Origin of the sequence: Citrobacter sp. Cf118 (assembly GCF_030334095.1) — a bacterium.
Lineage (GTDB): Bacteria > Pseudomonadota > Gammaproteobacteria > Enterobacterales > Enterobacteriaceae > Citrobacter > Citrobacter freundii.
Window position 1 is genome coordinate 52,273 of record NZ_JAOWES010000088.1, and the last position, 17,271, is coordinate 69,543.

At 52.3% G+C, this 17,271-nt stretch carries 19 protein-coding genes and 1 pseudogene; 17 read left to right on the forward strand and 3 right to left on the reverse strand.

Going from position 1 to position 17,271, the window contains the following annotated elements; all coding sequences use genetic code 11:
• Positions 1-38: 38 nt before the first annotated feature.
• The gene (gene flgA, locus OGX67_RS20420; RefSeq protein ID WP_081368675.1) at positions 39-806 is read right to left on the reverse strand and encodes a flagellar basal body P-ring formation chaperone FlgA; all 768 of its coding nucleotides are present in this window, start codon (positions 804-806) and stop codon (positions 39-41) included.
• An 82-nt stretch (positions 807-888) separates the two neighbouring features.
• Here flgA and flgB point away from each other — a divergent pair, with 82 nt between their 5' ends.
• The 12 genes and pseudogenes from flgB to OGX67_RS20480 all read left to right on the forward strand — a co-directional run bounded on the left by flgB (position 889) and on the right by OGX67_RS20480 (position 10,976).
• Positions 889-1,236 carry a flagellar basal body rod protein FlgB gene (flgB, locus tag OGX67_RS20425; RefSeq protein ID WP_003838822.1) on the forward strand — a complete coding sequence of 116 codons (348 nt, stop codon included), beginning with the start codon at positions 889-891 and terminating at the stop codon, positions 1,234-1,236.
• Between the two features lie 2 nt (positions 1,237-1,238).
• Positions 1,239-1,670, forward strand: coding sequence for a flagellar basal body rod protein FlgC (gene flgC, locus OGX67_RS20430; protein ID WP_134216145.1), 432 nt, complete (start codon positions 1,239-1,241; stop codon positions 1,668-1,670).
• The gene (locus tag OGX67_RS20435; protein ID WP_071696397.1) at positions 1,670-2,536 is read left to right on the forward strand and encodes a flagellar hook capping FlgD N-terminal domain-containing protein; all 867 of its coding nucleotides are present in this window, start codon (positions 1,670-1,672) and stop codon (positions 2,534-2,536) included. Before flgC ends, OGX67_RS20435 begins: the two co-directional genes overlap by 1 nt.
• A 26-nt stretch (positions 2,537-2,562) precedes the next feature.
• Positions 2,563-3,795 carry a flagellar hook protein FlgE gene (gene flgE, locus OGX67_RS20440; RefSeq protein ID WP_071696398.1) on the forward strand — a complete coding sequence of 411 codons (1,233 nt, stop codon included), beginning with the start codon at positions 2,563-2,565 and terminating at the stop codon, positions 3,793-3,795.
• Positions 3,796-3,804: 9 nt separating this feature from the next.
• Complete coding sequence (locus OGX67_RS20445; protein ID WP_003838815.1) at positions 3,805-4,542, forward strand: flagellar basal body rod protein FlgF; 738 nt, start codon at positions 3,805-3,807, stop codon at positions 4,540-4,542.
• 30 nt (positions 4,543-4,572) lie between these two features.
• Positions 4,573-5,358 (forward strand): flagellar basal-body rod protein FlgG, encoded by a 786-nt coding sequence (gene flgG, locus OGX67_RS20450; RefSeq protein WP_003838810.1) that lies wholly within the window; start codon positions 4,573-4,575, stop codon positions 5,356-5,358.
• Between the two features lie 56 nt (positions 5,359-5,414).
• On the forward strand, positions 5,415-6,080 hold the full coding sequence (gene flgH / locus OGX67_RS20455) for a flagellar basal body L-ring protein FlgH (protein WP_003838808.1): 666 nt from the start codon (positions 5,415-5,417) through the stop codon (positions 6,078-6,080).
• A gap of 14 nt (positions 6,081-6,094) precedes the next feature.
• Positions 6,095-7,216, forward strand: coding sequence for a flagellar basal body P-ring protein FlgI (locus OGX67_RS20460; protein ID WP_044714336.1), 1,122 nt, complete (start codon positions 6,095-6,097; stop codon positions 7,214-7,216).
• Between the two features lie 8 nt (positions 7,217-7,224).
• Positions 7,225-7,527 carry a rod-binding protein gene (locus OGX67_RS20465; protein ID WP_029139422.1) on the forward strand — a complete coding sequence of 101 codons (303 nt, stop codon included), beginning with the start codon at positions 7,225-7,227 and terminating at the stop codon, positions 7,525-7,527.
• Between the two features lie 98 nt (positions 7,528-7,625).
• Positions 7,626-9,002 (forward strand): annotated as a pseudogene (gene flgK, locus OGX67_RS20470) (flagellar hook-associated protein FlgK).
• 17 nt (positions 9,003-9,019) lie between these two features.
• Positions 9,020-9,949 (forward strand): flagellar hook-associated protein FlgL, encoded by a 930-nt coding sequence (gene flgL, locus OGX67_RS20475; protein ID WP_061549368.1) that lies wholly within the window; start codon positions 9,020-9,022, stop codon positions 9,947-9,949.
• Between the two features lie 25 nt (positions 9,950-9,974).
• Complete coding sequence (locus OGX67_RS20480) at positions 9,975-10,976, forward strand: flagellar hook-associated protein (RefSeq protein ID WP_086503725.1); 1,002 nt, start codon at positions 9,975-9,977, stop codon at positions 10,974-10,976.
• Here the strand turns inward: OGX67_RS20480 and OGX67_RS20485 are convergent.
• Positions 10,973-11,452 (reverse strand): hypothetical protein, encoded by a 480-nt coding sequence (locus OGX67_RS20485; RefSeq protein WP_286527114.1) that lies wholly within the window; start codon positions 11,450-11,452, stop codon positions 10,973-10,975. The genes OGX67_RS20480 and OGX67_RS20485 overlap by 4 nt on opposite strands.
• Positions 11,430-12,380 (reverse strand): transcriptional regulator, encoded by a 951-nt coding sequence (locus OGX67_RS20490; protein WP_257651952.1) that lies wholly within the window; start codon positions 12,378-12,380, stop codon positions 11,430-11,432. Before OGX67_RS20490 ends, OGX67_RS20485 begins: the two co-directional genes overlap by 23 nt.
• Positions 12,381-12,933: 553 nt before the next feature.
• Between OGX67_RS20490 and lafA the strand changes: the two genes are divergently transcribed.
• From lafA to OGX67_RS20515, 5 genes are all read left to right on the forward strand, one after another.
• Positions 12,934-13,848, forward strand: coding sequence for a lateral flagellin LafA (lafA, locus tag OGX67_RS20495; protein ID WP_071696404.1), 915 nt, complete (start codon positions 12,934-12,936; stop codon positions 13,846-13,848).
• Positions 13,849-14,048: 200 nt separating this feature from the next.
• On the forward strand, positions 14,049-15,350 hold the full coding sequence (fliD, locus tag OGX67_RS20500; protein ID WP_257651951.1) for a flagellar filament capping protein FliD: 1,302 nt from the start codon (positions 14,049-14,051) through the stop codon (positions 15,348-15,350).
• Between the two features lie 33 nt (positions 15,351-15,383).
• Positions 15,384-15,776: a flagellar export chaperone FliS gene (gene fliS, locus OGX67_RS20505; protein WP_003843794.1), complete on the forward strand. Its 393-nt coding sequence runs from the start codon at positions 15,384-15,386 to the stop codon at positions 15,774-15,776.
• Positions 15,777-15,780: 4 nt separating this feature from the next.
• A complete protein-coding gene (locus OGX67_RS20510; RefSeq protein WP_257651950.1) occupies positions 15,781-16,098 on the forward strand; it encodes a flagellar protein FliT in 318 nt (105 codons plus the stop codon).
• Positions 16,095-17,267 (forward strand): flagellar hook-length control protein FliK, encoded by a 1,173-nt coding sequence (locus OGX67_RS20515; protein ID WP_257651949.1) that lies wholly within the window; start codon positions 16,095-16,097, stop codon positions 17,265-17,267. Before OGX67_RS20510 ends, OGX67_RS20515 begins: the two co-directional genes overlap by 4 nt.
• Positions 17,268-17,271: the final 4 nt, after the last annotated feature.

Genomic DNA, 17,271 nt, shown 5'->3' on the forward strand with positions numbered 1-17,271 from the left:
AGCGGAAAACTTTAATCCCATCACAAAAAATCCCCGCACTATTCCGCCATCAGCGTGGTGACCACGCCGGTATCGTCCACCATACCGCTAATGATCCGCTGGCTGCTGCTGTTGCGAATTTTTATCACATCCCCTTTACGACCATTCTTCAACGCCACGCCCGGCATTGAAGCGGTAATGCCAGCCATATGGGAGACGATCATCACTGGCTGGTCGCGTTTGACCAGCATCGGCTGAACCAGTTCGCTACGCGTAATCGGTTTACCCGGTTGCAGGGCGCGTTTGCTGGTGAGACCAATCGCTTCATCCATATTTGTTATCAACCCTTCCCGCTGGTTGCTGATATTGAATTTTTTAAGCTGCAGGTCGTCGGCGGTAATCACCGTATCTCGGGCAATCAACGACTTTGGCATCACTACCGGCACCGACACGTCGGGGCGCACTGCAACGTTATATTTCCAGCCCGCATTGCCTGGGCAGGTCACCACAAAGTTCATTCGTGACAAGGCCATCTCTGGGGAGGTACTGGAGGTGATCTGTGGCGCCGACGCGCATAGCGCGCTGGTACTCACGGCTGAGGGGATATAGATATTGAACGTGTAGCGATAGTCCTGCCACTGCTGTTTGTGCGCCAGTGCGTCGATTTCATGACCGGCGGCAGTCAGAACCAGTGCGTTGATCTGTTCCCGGGCGCTGTGCTGAATGGGATGGACGGCGGCATGTACGGGTAAGACGCAGCATAAAGCCAGCATTATCTCCGCGGCAAAGGGGAAAGAAGGCTTCCTTACGTAGGAGGGTAGTTTCATAAAGTCATTTCTCATCAATCACTTAAAAGTTGGCATGGTTATTGCTAGTAATAGCGATATCTACGCAGGAGTGATGCAAGAAATGGGAATCAGTTTTCAGCAGGCATTGGGTGTACATCCGCAGGCAGTGAAGTTACGTCTTGAGAGGACCGAGCTACTGACTGCGAATCTGGCAAACGTCGATACACCAAATTTCAAAGCCAAAGATATTGATTTTGCCGCTGAGATGCAACGGGCAAGTCACACAAATGTTTTGCCTGAGGCTGACGTGAAATACCGGGTGCCGATGCAGCCCTCAGAGGATGGCAATACCGTAGAACTGAATACCGAGCAGGCCCGGTTTTCACAAAATAGTATGGATTATCAAAGCAGTCTGACTTTTTTGAATCTGCAACTTAGCGGAATCAAAGAAGCCATCGAAGGAAAATAACCATGTCGTTTACTGATATTTACCAGATTTCCGGCTCGGCGATGACGGCGCAAACCATCCGTCTGAATACCGTCGCCAGCAACATGGCGAATGCGGAATCTCCTGCCAGCAGCGAGGCGCAGGCCTATAAAGCGCGCAGCCCGGTTTTTGCTGCGGTTTACAACAATAGCCTGATTGGCGCAAACAACCGTCACGGCATTGATGGCGCCAGCGTGCAAGTGCAGGACGTGATGCAAAGCGGCGGGGTGGTGAAACGTTATGAGCCGCATCACCCAATGGCGGATCAGAACGGTTTTGTCTGGTACCCGGACGTCAACGTGGTCGAGCAAATGGCCGACATGATGTCTGCCTCTCGTGATTTCGAAACCGACGTTGATGTGCTGAATAACGTCAAAAGTATGCAGCAAAGCTTACTCAAACTGGGAGAAGTGTAATGAATACCCTGGCTCTGTATGCCCAATCTCAGGCGCTGGCTTCTTCTCAGGAGAAGACGGCGGTGGCTGAAAATACTGTGAGCGCCACGGCGCAAAGCAACAACCTGGGGGATAGCAGCTCTTCCTCTACCTCGTCAACCACCGATACCAGTGGAACCAGCGGCACACCGACGACGACAACGTCCACGGAAACGTCCGCGGTCGACACGTTTCTGACGCTGTTCGTAGCCGAAATTGAAAACCAGGACCCCACCGATCCGACCGATCCTACGGCCTATATCGATCAGCTCTCCTCAATGGCGCAGGTAGCGATGATGGAAGAGATGAGCGTGCAGGCCAATACCAACGCCGTGCTGATGAGCAACATTCAGGTGATGGCGCTGGGCAATATGGTCGGCGACGACATCATGGTGCAAACCACCTCGCTGGATATCGAAGATAACAGCAAGGACATTCAGGGACGCGTCACGCTGGATGACAGCTGTACCGATGTGGATCTGCATTTCACCGATGAAGCGGGTGATGACTACACCGTGTCGCTTATTCCGGAAGGTGAAACCTCTGTTGGGCCAGGCCAGGTTGATTTTGATATTAACCCCGCGGATTACGGCATCCCGCCGGGCGATTACAGCGTATCTGTGGTGACCAATACCGGGGAAGAAGAAGTGCCGATTGAGGTGACGGGCAAGGTGGAAGATGTGCGTATTCCGCTCGATGGCAGCACGCCGGTGCTCAACGTTGACGGCGTTGGCGAAGTGCCATTCACCATGATCACCCAGTTTGGCGTACCGGACAGCACCGATGACACCACGCCGCCTGACACTGACGACGGCAGCGATAACGCCGACAGCAATACAGTGCTCTGATTTAGTTTACATTACAGGAAGAAACAATGAGTTATGAAATTGCAGCGACGGGGCTAAACGCCGTCAACGAACAACTGGACGGAATCAGTAACAACATCGCGAACTCCGGGACGGTCGGTTATAAATCAATGACCACTCAGTTTTCCGCGATGTACGCCGGGACGCAGGCGATGGGCGTGAGCGTGGCGGGTTCCGCGCAAAGCATCGCCACCGGCGGCTCAATGGTTTCCACCGGCAATGCGCTGGATTTAGCCATTAACGATGATGGCTTTTTCGTTATGTGCGACAGCGCAGGGAACATCTCCTATACCCGGGCCGGCTCCTTTGTGACTGACAAAAACGGCTATATCGTTAATGCCTCCGGTGATTATCTGCAAGGCTATCCGGTGGATGACAGCGGCACGCTGCAAACCGGTACCGTGACCGATATCCAGATTAAAACCGGCAACATCCCGGCGCAGGCTACCGACAGCATGACCTTCACGGCCAACTTTGATGCCAGTGATGACATTATTAGCCGTACAGGTGACCCTACGGCTGATCCTGCGGTTCCAGCTGTGCCATTTGACCCGAATAATAGCGACACCTACACCGACAGCTACACCACCACCGTGTATGACTCGTTGGGTAACGAGCACTCCGTTAGCCAGTACTTTACCAAAACGGCGGATAACACCTGGGAAGTGCAATACACCTTTGATGGCGAACCGCAGACAGGCGTACCTGCAACTACGCTGACCTTCGATCCGAATACCGGCAAGCTGACCTCTCCGACCACGCCGCAAACTATCACCTTCACTACCGACGAAGCTGCGCCGATCTCAATGACGGTCGATTACTCCGACTGTACCCAGTACGGCTCCGACTTCTCGGTCACCACCAACTCCGCGACCGGCTATGCCTCCGCAACGCAAAACGGCGTGCAGGTGGATGACGACGGTAAAGTTTACGCCACTTACAGCAACGGCGAGCGCATGCTGCAGGGCCAGGTTGTACTCGCCACCTTCCCGGATGAGAACGGGCTGGAAGCGGTGAGCGGTACCGCGTGGGTACAGACCGGCGAATCCGGTACGCCGCTGATTGGCGTGCCTGGCTCTGGTTCCTGCGGCACGCTCTCTTCCGGCATGCTCGAAAGCTCCAACGTGGATATCACCAACGAACTGGTCAACCTGATGACCGCCCAGCGCAACTACCAGGCGAACACGAAAGTGATTTCGACCAGTACGCAGTTGGACCAGGCACTCTTCCAGGCGATGTAAGGCTAAGAAATGGATCGGTTGATTTATACCGCACTAAGCGGCGCCACCCAGACGCTGCTGGAGCAGCAAATTAGCGCCAACAACCTCGCCAACGTCAACACCAATGGTTTTCGTGCGGATATGGCGATGGCGAGTAATGACAAAGTCAAAGGCGGTGGCTTCGACACGCGTTTTATGGCGAAAGAGAGTCCCAGCGGCGTCAATGACAGCACCGGCGTGGCGGAAAAAACCGAGCGTCCGCTCGATGTCGCCATTCAGGGAACCGGCTATATCGCCGTGCAGGATAAAGCCGGAAACGAAGTTTATACCCGCAACGGCAATATTCAGCAGGACGATCAGGGGCAGTTGACCATCGACGGCAATATTGTGCTCGGGGATAACGGCCCGATTATTTTACCGCCGAATGCGATTGCCTCTTTCGGTAGCGACGGCACGCTCTCCGTCACACCTGACGATGGCGATGTCACTGCCACGATGGATATCGATCGCCTGAAGCTGGTGGATATTCCGGTCGCCAATCTGGCGAAAAATAGCGAGGGGATGCTGGTGACGGCGGACGGCGTACCGGCACAACGCGATGAGAACATCAAAGTGAGCGGCGGCTTTCTGGAAGGCAGTAACGTGTCTGCGGTGAGCGAAATGATGTCGTCCATTGCGATGAACCGTCAGTTCGAAGCGCAAATCAAGATGATGAAAACGGCTGAAGATCTCAGCGACTCAGGCAACAGGCTGCTACGCGGCTCCTGAGCCGTAGTCTTTAATCAGGGATAAAGTTTTATGAACGCAGCGTTATGGATCAGTAAAACCGGCCTGTCGGCGCAGGATGCTGAGATGAGTGCGATTGCCAACAACATCGCCAACGTCAATACCACGGGCTTTAAGCGCGACCGCGTGATGTTCCAGGATCTGTTTTATCAGACTCAGGAAGCGCCGGGCGCCATGCTCGATCAAAACAACATCATGCCGACCGGAATGCAGTTCGGTAGCGGTGTTCGTATTGTGGGAACGCAAAAAACCTTTACCGAAGGGAATGTAGAAACCACCGACAATACAATGAACGTGGCCATCATGGGGCAGGGATTTTGGCAGGTGCAAAAGGCGAACGGGGATATTGCGTATACCCGTGACGGCAATATGCAGGTTAACGCCGACGGCGTGCTGACTAACTCCGAAGGTTTACCTCTGCAACCGGAAATCGACGTTCCGTCCGGCGCTACCAACGTGGCATTTGGTGAAGATGGCACCGTGACGGCGATCCTGCCCGGCGACAGTGACCCTACCGAACTGGGGCAACTGACGCTGGTGAACTTCGCCAACCCGGCAGGGCTGTCAGCCGAAGGCGACAACCTGTATCTGGAAACCGCAGCCAGTGGTCAACCGACGGAAGGTATTCCCGGGGAAGATGGTCTGGGGACTTTGCAGGACAGCGCTCTGGAAGGCTCAAACGTGGATATCGTCAACGAAATGGTGGCGATGATCAACGTGCAGCGTGCCTATGAGATGAACGCCAAAATGGTCTCTGCGGCAGACGATATGCTGCAGTTTATTAGTCAGACACTGTAACTCAAGAATGTGAAATGCCGGATGGTACAGTTCCATCCGGCAGAAATAGGCAGAACGTGAAAAATTATCTCTGGCTGATGGTACTGCTTCCCCTGTTAAGCGGGTGCGAATCGCAGGCTCTCCTGGTCAAAAAAAATGACGAATTCTTTGCTCCGCCCAAAACCGAGGCACCGCCAACGGCGGATGGCCGCGCGGGAGGGGTGTTCGAAACGGGTTACAAGTGGTCGCTGACAGCGGATCGCCGCGCCTATCGGGTGGGGGATATCCTGACCGTGATGCTGGAGGAATCTACCCAGTCGAGCAAACAGGCGAAAACCAATTTCGGTAAGAACAATACCGTGGATATTGGCGCGCCGACCCTCTTTGGGCATACCAAAGATAACCTTTCCGCGTCCGTGGACGCCAATCGCGATTTCAACGGCACGGCGACCTCGCAGCAGCAAAACAGTCTGCGCGGCGAAATTACGGTGTCGGTACACTCGGTACAGTCGAACGGTATCCTGGAAATTCGCGGTGAAAAATGGCTCACCCTCAACCAGGGCGATGAGTACATCCGCCTGAGCGGCCTGGTGCGTGCTGATGATATTCAAAACGACAACTCCGTCTCATCGCAGCGTATTGCCGATGCGCGTATCTCCTATGCGGGTCGCGGCGCATTGAGCGATGCCAATGCGGCGGGCTGGCTGACGCGTCTGTTTAACCATCCTCTCTTCCCGATCTAATGCAGGATTTTACTATGCAACACTTAAGCGGGCGCTGGATGAAAGCGTTAAACGGCATCGTTATCGCCCTGAGTCTGGCGCTGCCTGGCGCGGCGCAGGCGCGATCTCTGGAGTCGCTGGTCAACGTCCAGGGCGTCAGGGAAAACCAACTTGTCGGCTACAGTCTGGTGGTCGGTCTGGATGGAACCGGGGATAAAAACCAGGTCAAATTCACCAACCAGACAATTACTAACATGCTGCGCCAGTTCGGCGTACAGCTGCCGAGTAAAATCGATCCGAAGGTGAAGAACGTTGCGGCGGTGGCGGTCAGCGCGACGTTGCCGCCCATGTACTCGCGTGGGCAAACCATTGACGTCACAGTCTCGTCAATCGGCGATGCCAAAAGCCTGCGCGGCGGTACATTATTGCTCACCCAATTACACGGTGCTGACGGAGAAGTTTACGCCCTTGCGCAAGGGAGCGTGGTGGTTGGCGGGATGAACGCCACCGGGGCCAGCGGTTCCAGCGTCACTGTGAATACCCCCACCGCCGGGCTGATACCGAATGGGGCATCCGTGGAGCGGGAAATTCCCAGTGATTTCCAGATGGGCGATACCATCACGCTTAATCTGAAACGTCCTTCTTTCAAAGATGCCAACAATATTGCGGCGGCGATCAACGCGTCGTTTGGCGGCATTGCGACGGCGCAAAGCTCGACCAACGTCAGCGTCCGCGCGCCAACCAGCCCCGGTGCGCGCGTCGCCTTTATGTCTCAGTTGGATGACGTTCAGGTTCAGGCGGAAAAAGTGCGTGCCCGCGTGGTGTTTAACTCGCGTACCGGCACAGTGGTGATGGGGGATGGCATTGCCCTGCACGCGGCGGCAGTGTCGCATGGCAGCCTGACGGTGTCCATCAATGAAAGCAGCAACGTCAGCCAGCCGAATGCCTTTGCCGGTGGCCGTACGGCGGTGACGCCGCAGAGCAATATTTCGGTGAATCATGCCCGCCCGGGAATGATCAGTCTGCCAGAGTCCAGCAGTCTGAAAACGTTGGTTAACGCCCTTAACAGCCTGGGCGCCACGCCGGACGACATTATGTCGATTTTGCAGGCTCTGCATGAAGCCGGAGCGCTGGACGCCGATCTGGAGGTGATTTAATGGCCGACATCAAAGTGAATCATAGCGGGGGCATTGACGGCAGCGATGCGTTAATGGGCCCGAAAATTAAAGATAACGATTTACAGAAAGCCGCTCAGCAGTTTGAAGCCATTTTCTTACGCAACATGCTGAAAGAGATGCGTAAAACCAATGAGATCTTCGACTCAAAAGACAACCCGTTTAACAGCGACTCGGTACGAATGATGCAGGGATTTTATGACGATCAGCTGTGCAACAGTCTTGCCCAACAGCACGGCATTGGCATTGCCGCGATGATCGTCAAACAACTCTCCCCTCATCACAAAGGATAAAGGTTGCGCGGCGGCTTAAGAACTGTGGTTTTTTCGCCGCTCTTAATCGGCAAGGTTGTTAACGACAGACCGGGTGACTGACCGGCGAGGACTCTTTGATGGACATGATTAATATTGGCTACAGCGGCGCATCGACGGCGCAGGTGGAGCTTAATGTAACCGCGCAAAACACGGCTAACGCCATGACCGACGGTTATACCCGGCAAGTTGCCATCACCAGTACCATTGGCGCCAGCTCCGGTTCAGCCAACAGTGCGGGTAACGGTGTGCAGGTGGACAGTATTCGCCGCGTTTCTAACCAGTATCAGGTGAACCAGGTGTGGTATGCCGCCAGTGATTACGGCTATTACAACACCCAGCAGGAGTATTTAACGCAACTGGAAACCGTGCTCAGCGACGATAACAGTAGCCTGAGCGGCGGTTTTGACAACTTTTTTGCCGCGCTAAACGAAGCCACCACCAGCCCGGATGATTCCGCCCTGCGTGAACAGGTGATCAGCGAGTCCGGCGCGCTGGCGCTGCGCGTGGATAACACGCTGGACTATATCGACTCGCAAAGCAGTGAGATCGTCAGCCAGGAGCAGGCGATGGTGGCGCAGGTGAACACCCTGACTACCGGTATTGCCAGTTATAACCAGCAAATTGCGGAAGCTGAAGCCAACGGCGATAACGCCTCGGCGCTGTACGATGCCCGCGATCAGATGGTCGAACAACTGAGCGGCATCATGGACGTGCAGGTCAATATTGATGATGAAGGTAACTACAACGTTACGCTGCAAAACGGTCAGCCGTTGGTCAGCGGGCAGGAGAGTTCCACCATCGAACTGGATACCAACGCCGACGGCACACAGAGCATGTCGCTGACATTTGCCGGAACTACGTCATCGATGAACACCGATACCGGCGGCTCGCTGGGGGCGCTGTTTGATTATCAGAATCAGGTGCTGACGCCGCTGACGGGAACGATTAACAGCATGGCGGAGCAATTTGCCGATGCGGTGAACACTCAACTGGCGCAGGGCTACGATCTGAACGGTAACCCCGGTGAACCGCTGTTTATTTATGATGAAAATTCATCTGATGGCCCGCTGGAAGTGAATCCCGATATCACCGCCGATGAGCTGGCGTTTTCCAGTTCGCCGGACGAAAGCGGTAACAGCGATAACCTGCAGGCGCTGATTAACATCTCCACCGAGCCGCTGGATATTGAGGGGCTGGGCAGCGTGACCGTGGGCGAAGCCTGATCGTCGATCATCAGCAACATTGGTATCTACAGCCAGCAGAACCAGACGGAAGCGGAAGCGGCGGCTAACGTCTACTCCGAAGCGCAGACCCAGCAGAGCAGCGTCAGCGGGGTCAGCATGGACGAAGAAGCGGTGAACCTCATTACCTATCAGCAGATTTATGAGGCCAACCTCAAAGTTATCTCAACGGGCGCAGATATTTTCGATTCTGTGCTGGAAATGTGTAGCTAACCTGGAGAGGAATGAATATGCGTGTATCTACTCAGCAATCTTATGTGTCCATGACGCAGAGTTTTAACGATCTCTCCAGCGATCTGTCCCATGTCGTTGAGCAAATGGCGACCGGGAAAAGTATTCTGCTGCCGTCTGACGATCCGATCGCGGCGACCCGTATTACGCAACTTAACCGCCAGCAATCGGCCCTCGACCAGTATCAGAGCAATATTGACTCCGCGACGGCGGGCATGAGTCAGCAGGAGTCGATCCTTGATGGCGTGAATAACGATCTGTTGGCGATTCGCGACGATCTGCTGGAAGCGGCGAACGGCACCAATACCGCCGATTCGTTAGCCAGCCTGGGGCAAGATATCCAGTCGATGACCGAAGCGATGGTCTCGGCATTAAATTACCAGGATGAAGACGGGCACTATGTGTTTGGCGGGACGGTCAACGATCAGCCGCCGATTGTCGCCGTGGACGACGACGGTGATGGCGTCACCGACAGCTATACCTACCAGGGGAATGACGACCATCGTCAAACCACGGTATCCAATGGTGTGGAAGTGGATACTAACGTGGCGGTCAGTGATTTCTTCGGCGATAGCCTGGACGTGCTGAACACCCTGACGTCGCTGTCGAAAGAGCTACAGGATCCGTCGGTTGACCCTGCCGATCCGCAGGTGCAAAGCGATATTGAAAATGCCATCAATACGGTGGATGACGCTTCCGACTCGCTCAATGCTTCTATTGCCACCATCGGTGAAACGCAAAATACGATGAGTATGCTGAGCGGTGCGCAAACGGATATCGCCACCTCTAACGATCAGCTGATTGGTCAACTGAGCGATCTGGATTACGGCCCGGCCTCTATTACCTTTACCGGTCTGGAAATGGCGATGGAAGCCACTTTAAAAACCTACTCCAAAGTGAGTGAGTTGAACCTTTTCAGTGTGATTTAACAGCGAGCAGTAGCCCAGGAATAGTATGCAGGTCGGTTTAAATACAACATCACTCTCCGGAAGCGGAGCGCTCAATCCTTCTGTGCAACAACATAGCGTTGCGCAGAATGCCCCTGTCCGTCAAAAGTTACCCGCAACGGCGAGTGATTACCCGGCCTCGCCGCTTATTACCACCCGGCCTCAGCGCTACAGTGTGCAGCTCAACGATCAGCTCACCACGCTGCAGCAGGCCGACCACTATCTGGGGCAACTGGAACAGCATTTGCTGGATTATCGCCATGCCTCGCGCCGTGGTGGGCAGACGCAGCAGCAAAAGGGTGCTGAGCTTACCCAGTGGCTGGATAAACGCACGGCATTATCCGGCGGCGCGGTTGACCGGCAGTTGCGTCCGGTTCTGCAAGGTGAAGCGCGAGTGACCTTTCACTCACCCGAGCTGGCGCAGATGCTGCAAAAAAATGCCATAAGCTCGCGCATGTTTAGTGTCTCTGACGGACGGCAAACCCAGCACTCTGCGGTGGTGGTTGGTGAGGATCTGGATCCTGGTCAGTACAAAATGATGATGAGCAACGCGCTGCGTCGTGTCGGCGTACAGGTGCACGATCAACAGGGCACGCTGAGTTTTTCCACCTTGGAAAAGCAGTGGCCGCAGATCCAACAAACCCTGAGCGTACGCGATGTCGACGCTAAGTCATCAACGTTTACCCCGCTCAAGATATTCGTCGATCCCTCTCGTTCAGAAGAGCTGCTGCAACAGCTATCTCAGGGGAGTAACCGCCCTCAGGATAGTTTACAGCAGGCGCTGGATGCGATTGGCGATCAGCGTGCGCAAATGGCTGCCCAGCAGGAGAAGGCCCGACAGCTGATTGACGGGATGGCGCGTTTTCCACAGGCAGAAAGTGCGGTGAAAGCCTCTGAATCTTTGGGGGGAGTATTGGATCATGCTAATCACAATTATCAGGTATTAGCGCAGGCGGTAAATGGACAAGCCCGACTTTCCAGCCAGACTGTCCGGAGCTTATTAAGCTAATTTATATGGCATGCTTTTGTTGAAAAAGTAAATGTAGCGGGGTCTGTAACTAACAGACCTCCAATATCCTGAGTAAAGAGCAAATTTTGCTGTGGGTTTAAATGAATCCACCACGTATGCAGGTTATGCTCGTTAACAAAGGTGCTGAAATTTGATAAGCGGGGGTCATTTTTATCCGCTTTAGCATCGCTAAAATGAAATTCGCCTTGTTTAGTTGTTCCTGCAAAACGATTAATGCATGCTGAGATTTCGAATGTCGACGGCGCTTCGTTATTTTTTGCCAACGGGATGAACGTTAGAGCAGTGCTTTTGTTCTGCGAACTCATAATGAGTTCGTAATGAGCGTTCTTCCCGCTGTTCAGATCGTAACTGGCAACAACCGTATTCTCAATATGGGCATGAGCCGTGCAGGTAAAGAATAAAGAAAAAATGCCCGTAGAGCAAAAAAAGTAATTATTTGCATTTTGGTATTTCATTTAACATTTCCTCCACTTCTTTAATTAAAATACCATTCATTTCATTATCTTTATTTAACCAGTTATCAAAGTTCAGCGCTAACTGCCAGCTATCATTGCATTGATTACTGAGTACAATATCAAGCGTAAGTTTGTTTAATGCGACTCGGTAATACATGGTCATTGAGGCATTATGCCTAACCAAAAGTTGATCGATTTGTTGCATTCCTGGGAGAATATGTTGCGAAACAACGGGTAATTCTTTCGTTTTTTCCCCGGGATCGTAAAGCTGATAAACAGCAATACGGCTGGAATTTTCAACGTTTTCTTTAACCAGCAGCGGTGTTTCAGTTGGTTTCTCGACTGATGGCGCTTTAAAGTAAGAGATCAGTGCGAAAAGCGACAGGGCAATAACGATAACGGGCAAGGTGATCAGCATGGCCCGGTAAGGGGGATGTCTGGTTGTCGATTTTTTCTTGTCTTCTGGTGATAACGTAATGTTAAATAAAGGTGTTTTTTCATTCGGTGTCGGTGATGACGTTTCATTAGAAACAAGAAATTCAACATCCCCGGTACTCTCTTCGGCTTTCTCACTGGTGCTGCTATCAACCACAAATTCATTATGGTTAATGGTTTCCGTCAGGTAGTTTTTATTAAACAAATACCCTTTTTTAGGGATGGTTTTTATAATTTCTTGCTGTTTACCGTCATCATCGATAGCAACGCGCAGGGCATGAACGGCTGTAGGTAAGCTATTTCCGCCAACGATGCGATTCTTCCAGACGGCTGTCATTAAAAACGAACGAGATAAGACGACATCGGCATTTTTAGCTAATGTCTCTAATAGAATAAAATGATATTCGCCCAGGCGACGAATTTCACCTGTTTCACAATGGATTAACGCATTAAGCGAAGAGTCCATCCGCCAGTTGTTGACTACAATACTCATGGTTTTGTCTACCCGTGCAAGATTTTATATCCGTGGTATTACACCGTTAAAAATCAGTGCATTAAATTTCTGGAGAAATTGAGATGTCTTTCTGGCTGAGAAACAGCAGCCTGATTGGTATTGGGTGTTTTTTGCTCTATCCTAAAAAGGACTGGAAATGTAGCGAAAGTGCCCGAGACTCACAATATAAAAATACAGGGTATTTGCAACGAAATGTAAAATAAGGCATCAACAGAGCGTTTTAAAGTTACTTTGCTTAAGTATAATCTTATTGCTATCATGATGTTATCCCCGCAGGTGCGTAAGTAATCAACCCATTATTAGATATTTCTAATAATCTTTTAATTAAATCTTGATTGAGTCCTTCCTTGTATAGTGACTGTTTTGGTACTAAGGCACGGAAAGCTAAAATAGATGGGCGGGATGTTTGTCTCTTTAGCTAATGAAGTTGTGGGCTCATAAAAATTTTTTTGCAGCGCTTTAAGTTTTCCGAACGGGTGGTCGTTTTTACTGAGTATCGAAACGAAAACGATTATTCACAAGGAGCAGTACCATGTTATCGATTAATACTAATACCGCCTCAATGGCAGCAGTAAACGCCATTAACAAAAGCAGCGCATCTCTGTCTACTTCTATGGAACGTCTGGCGACAGGTAACCGTATTAACTCTTCTGCAGACGATGCTGCGGGCAAACAGATTGCCAGCCGTTTGACTGCGCAGTCCAGCGGTATGGGCGTTGCGCTGAGCAACATTCAGGACGCAACGGCGATGCTGCAGACTGCAGACAGCATGTTTGACGAAATGACTGACGTACTGGGCCGTATGAAAGACCTGTCCACGCAGGCAGCGAACGGAACCTACAGCGACGAAGATATGCAGGCAATGCAGGACGAATACGACGAACTGGGTCAGCAGATGTCCGACATGCTGCAGAACACCACTTACGGCGGCACCAACCTGTTCGGTGTTTCCGGTACCAGCAACACCGGTAAAGATGGCCTGTTCCAGAGCTCAGTCACCTTCCAGGTTGGCGCTGAATCTTCCGACACCATGACCGTGAATATCTCCAGCCAACTGGGCGACCTGACCACTGCTTTGAGCAGTGTTAGCGCCTCTTTCAAAGCTGACCAGGCGGATACTACCGGTACTGCGGGTGTCTCTGGTGGTTCTGAGCTGACCACCTCCGGCTCTGCAAACCAGATGATCACCACCATCCAGACCGCAATGGACGATGTGTCCAAGATCCAGTCCAAACTGGGCGCGTCTATCAACCGTCTGAACGACACCGCTGCTAACCTGACCAGCATGCAGGACAACACCAACGTAGCGATCGGTAACATTATGGATACCGACTACGCGACGGAAGCCTCCAACATGACGCAACAGCAGGTGCTGATGCAAACTGGCATCACCATGCTGAAGCAGTCCAACAGCATGTCCAGCATGGTGTCCAGCCTGCTGCAGTAATTCTGTTCTGTGGTGAAATTGCGCCATTCACAACACCGCCGACTGGCGGTGTTGTGCTTTCAGCGGCAGAAGGGGAGTCAGGAAGTTTCCTGTCCAACGGAAATTCGATTTCCATGCGCTTGGTAACTAATTGATTTTAAATAAATTAAAAACTGGCATACATTTTGCTTTAGCAACGATAACGTCGCACGGAGTTATTCATGATCAACCCAAGAACTATGGCGAAAGCCGCAGCTTATGCCGATATCGCCACGCAGAGCGCCAACCTGCAACAACAGCAGGCAGAGTTAGATGCTGAAAGCAGCGGGCTGGATTCGTTGAGCACGGCATTAACCGATTTCCAGTCGGCTATTGATGCCTTGAACAGTGATACAGACGGTCCACTGACCTTTTCGGCGACATCGAATAACGACTCTACGACGGTTTCTGCCAACTCGGAAGCGCAGGCGGGAACGTACTCATTTTATGTCAGCAAGTTGGCACAGGGTCAGCAGTCTACGTTCCAGATGACAGACAATATTTATGAGGCGACCGGTACGTTTGATCTGACCATGGAAGATGGCAGCAGCATGGAGATCGATCTTTCTACGGCCGATAGCGATGGTGATGGCTATATCGATGCCACCGGGCTGGTAGATGCTATCAATAGTAGTGACGACAACCCGGGGGTTTCGGCTGCGCTGGTGAAAACAGATGGCCAGACAACCATTATGCTGACGTCTGACACTACCGGCGCACAAAGTGGTTTCACGGCGACAGTTAATGGCACGGTCATTGCCAGTCCGGAAACTGCGATGACGACTCCACAAGATGCTGTAATTAATCTGGGAGGTAAGGATGGGCCGACCATCACCAGCAGCAGCAATACCTTCGATGATGTGATTCCCGGTGTGACCATGACCTTTACGGAGGTCAGCGATCCAGACAATGCCAGCGATGTCACGACGATTACCGTGGCAGAAGATTCCAGCGCCTCACAGGCAAAAGTACAGACCTTTGTTGATGCCTATAACACCCTTGTCGACACCGTAGATTCATTAACCAGTAATGGCGGTGATGGTTCTAATCCAGGTGTTTTCGCAGGTGACGCCGGGCTCAATTCATTAACCAACCAACTTGATGATATCGCCCACTCTTACTACGACGGCGTATCGATTGTGGATTATGGCATCTCGCTCGATTCCGACGGTCATTTAGAAATTGACTCCGATAAGTTTAACGAAGCGATGGAAGCGAACCCGGATGGTCTAACGTCGATTTTTGTCGGTGATGACAGCATGGTCGCGCAGATGGATGACCTGATGGACAGCTATCTGGACTCCAGTACCGGCATCATCACTATGCGTGAAGACAACATTGAGGATCAGCAGAGCAAAATCCAGGACGAAAGCGATCAGCTTACTGAAACCTATAACACCAATTACGAACGCTACCTGGAAGAGTACACCAATACGCTGATTGAAACGTACACCATGAAAGTGAGTATGGCCGCGTTTATGTAAGCAACCGGTTTAGTAAAAGAATAGAGAGTCAATATGTACGACACGCAGGATGGTTATTCGCAATACAAAGAGATGGATCTTGCTGCTCGTACGGCAGCAGCATCACCTCTTGAGCTGGTACTGGTGCTGTTTTCCGGTTTGATGGATGAACTGGAACGCGCCAAAAGCCACATTGAGAACAAACGCTATGAGCGTAAAGCGCAGAGCATTAATAAATGCATCGATATTCTCAACGCCTTAACCAGCTCGCTGGAATTTGAAACGGGCGGCGAGCTGGTGGTGAATCTGTCCCGGCTTTATGACCACTGCGTTTATCGCCTGTATGAAGCCAGCGGCGAATTGTCTTTAGAAAAAATTGATGAAGTGATCCTGATCCTGACGAATCTGCGCACAGGTTGGGAAGGTCTGTCGGCAAAACTGGGGTAAGGCGATGGAAAGAGAGCGCCAGCAACAACAGCTTTATGCCCTGGTAAAAGAGATGAACGACGCCCTTGATCAAAAGCGTTGGCGGCGGCTACCCAGCCTGCATCAGCAGGTAATGCGCGTTTTTCATGAATATGAAGCCTGGGAAACGGATGCCAGCGCGTTGCGTAAGGTTAAAGACAACATGCTTTCGGCATTTGAGGCGCTGATTGCGAGGCGAACTCAGCGTGCGGAAGAACTTAAAGCGCGAATGGATAAACATCAGCAAAACCAGGAAGGAATGTTGGCGTATTCAATGGTTAATTTAATTTCGGAGAAGGCATGAATCCTGTATTACTGGCCTCGGTCAGTGCGTCGGCAGAGGCCACACCGGAAAAGGCGACTGTTTCGGCGTCGGCGGCCCCTGCAAGCAGCTGCACATTTTCTTTACCCCAGTCGGGGCTTAACGCCGCGGCTGAGCGGCTGATTGGCGCAAAACTGAGCCATCAGCAGACATCGGCGGCTGCACATAAACCAGATGACGCGAATCCGGCAGCCATGCAGGCATTGTTGGCGATGCTATTGGCGCAACCGACTCAGGCAGCCCCGGCCGATTTACAAAAGCAGCCTGATGGCGACATGTTGAGAATGCTGGCGCAGGTGCAAACCACCCATTCTGGGTCATCACTGTTGCGCCAACTGGCGAGCGCCATGGCCCAGCCGGAAAAAACGTCCACGCCATCTGCTGAGCAGCATACAACTGACTTATCGTCACTGCCGCCTAAGCTGCAAACGTTATTGGCGTCACTCAGCGAGGATTTGCCGCCAGCAACTCCGGATCAACAGGCTAAGCTGGCGACGTTTTCCGCCCAGGATCTGCGTGCGATTGCGCCGGAGCCTGCGTCACTCTCGACCACCCAACAAATTTCTGCTCGCGTGAAGTCAGCGGATCATAGCGTTCCTCGCCCGATGGTGGAGAGAAAAAACGCTGGCGTGACGGTTAACCCGGCGCTCTCTACGCAAAGTTTGCTCAATACCGCGGCGCAGGGAAATCAGCCGGTGAATCCGCTGATTGACCATAACATCCTGTCGACGCAAGCGTCCTCGCCAGTGACGATGTCAACGGAGGAGCTCGGGGAGAAACTCACCGCGCTGCTTAAAGACAGAATTCAGTTCCAGATTGGTCAGCAGCAGCAGGTGTCGACCATTCGTCTTGATCCCCCTTCGCTGGGCAAACTTGAAATTGCCGTGCAACTGGATGCAGGCAAGCTGATGGTTCATATCGGCGCTAATCAGAGCGATGTCTGCCGCTCATTGCAACAATTTAGCGAGAACCTACGCCAGCACCTGACGGCGCAGAACTTCATGGAAGTCAATGTTCAGGTCTCTTCCGAGGGGCAATCGCAGCAGCAAAAACAGCAGTCAGGTCATCAACAGGATGAGGTGACATCGGCATTAGTGCTCAATGATGAACCTCAATTTCAACGGAATGAATCCGTTCTGATCAAAGTGTAAAAGT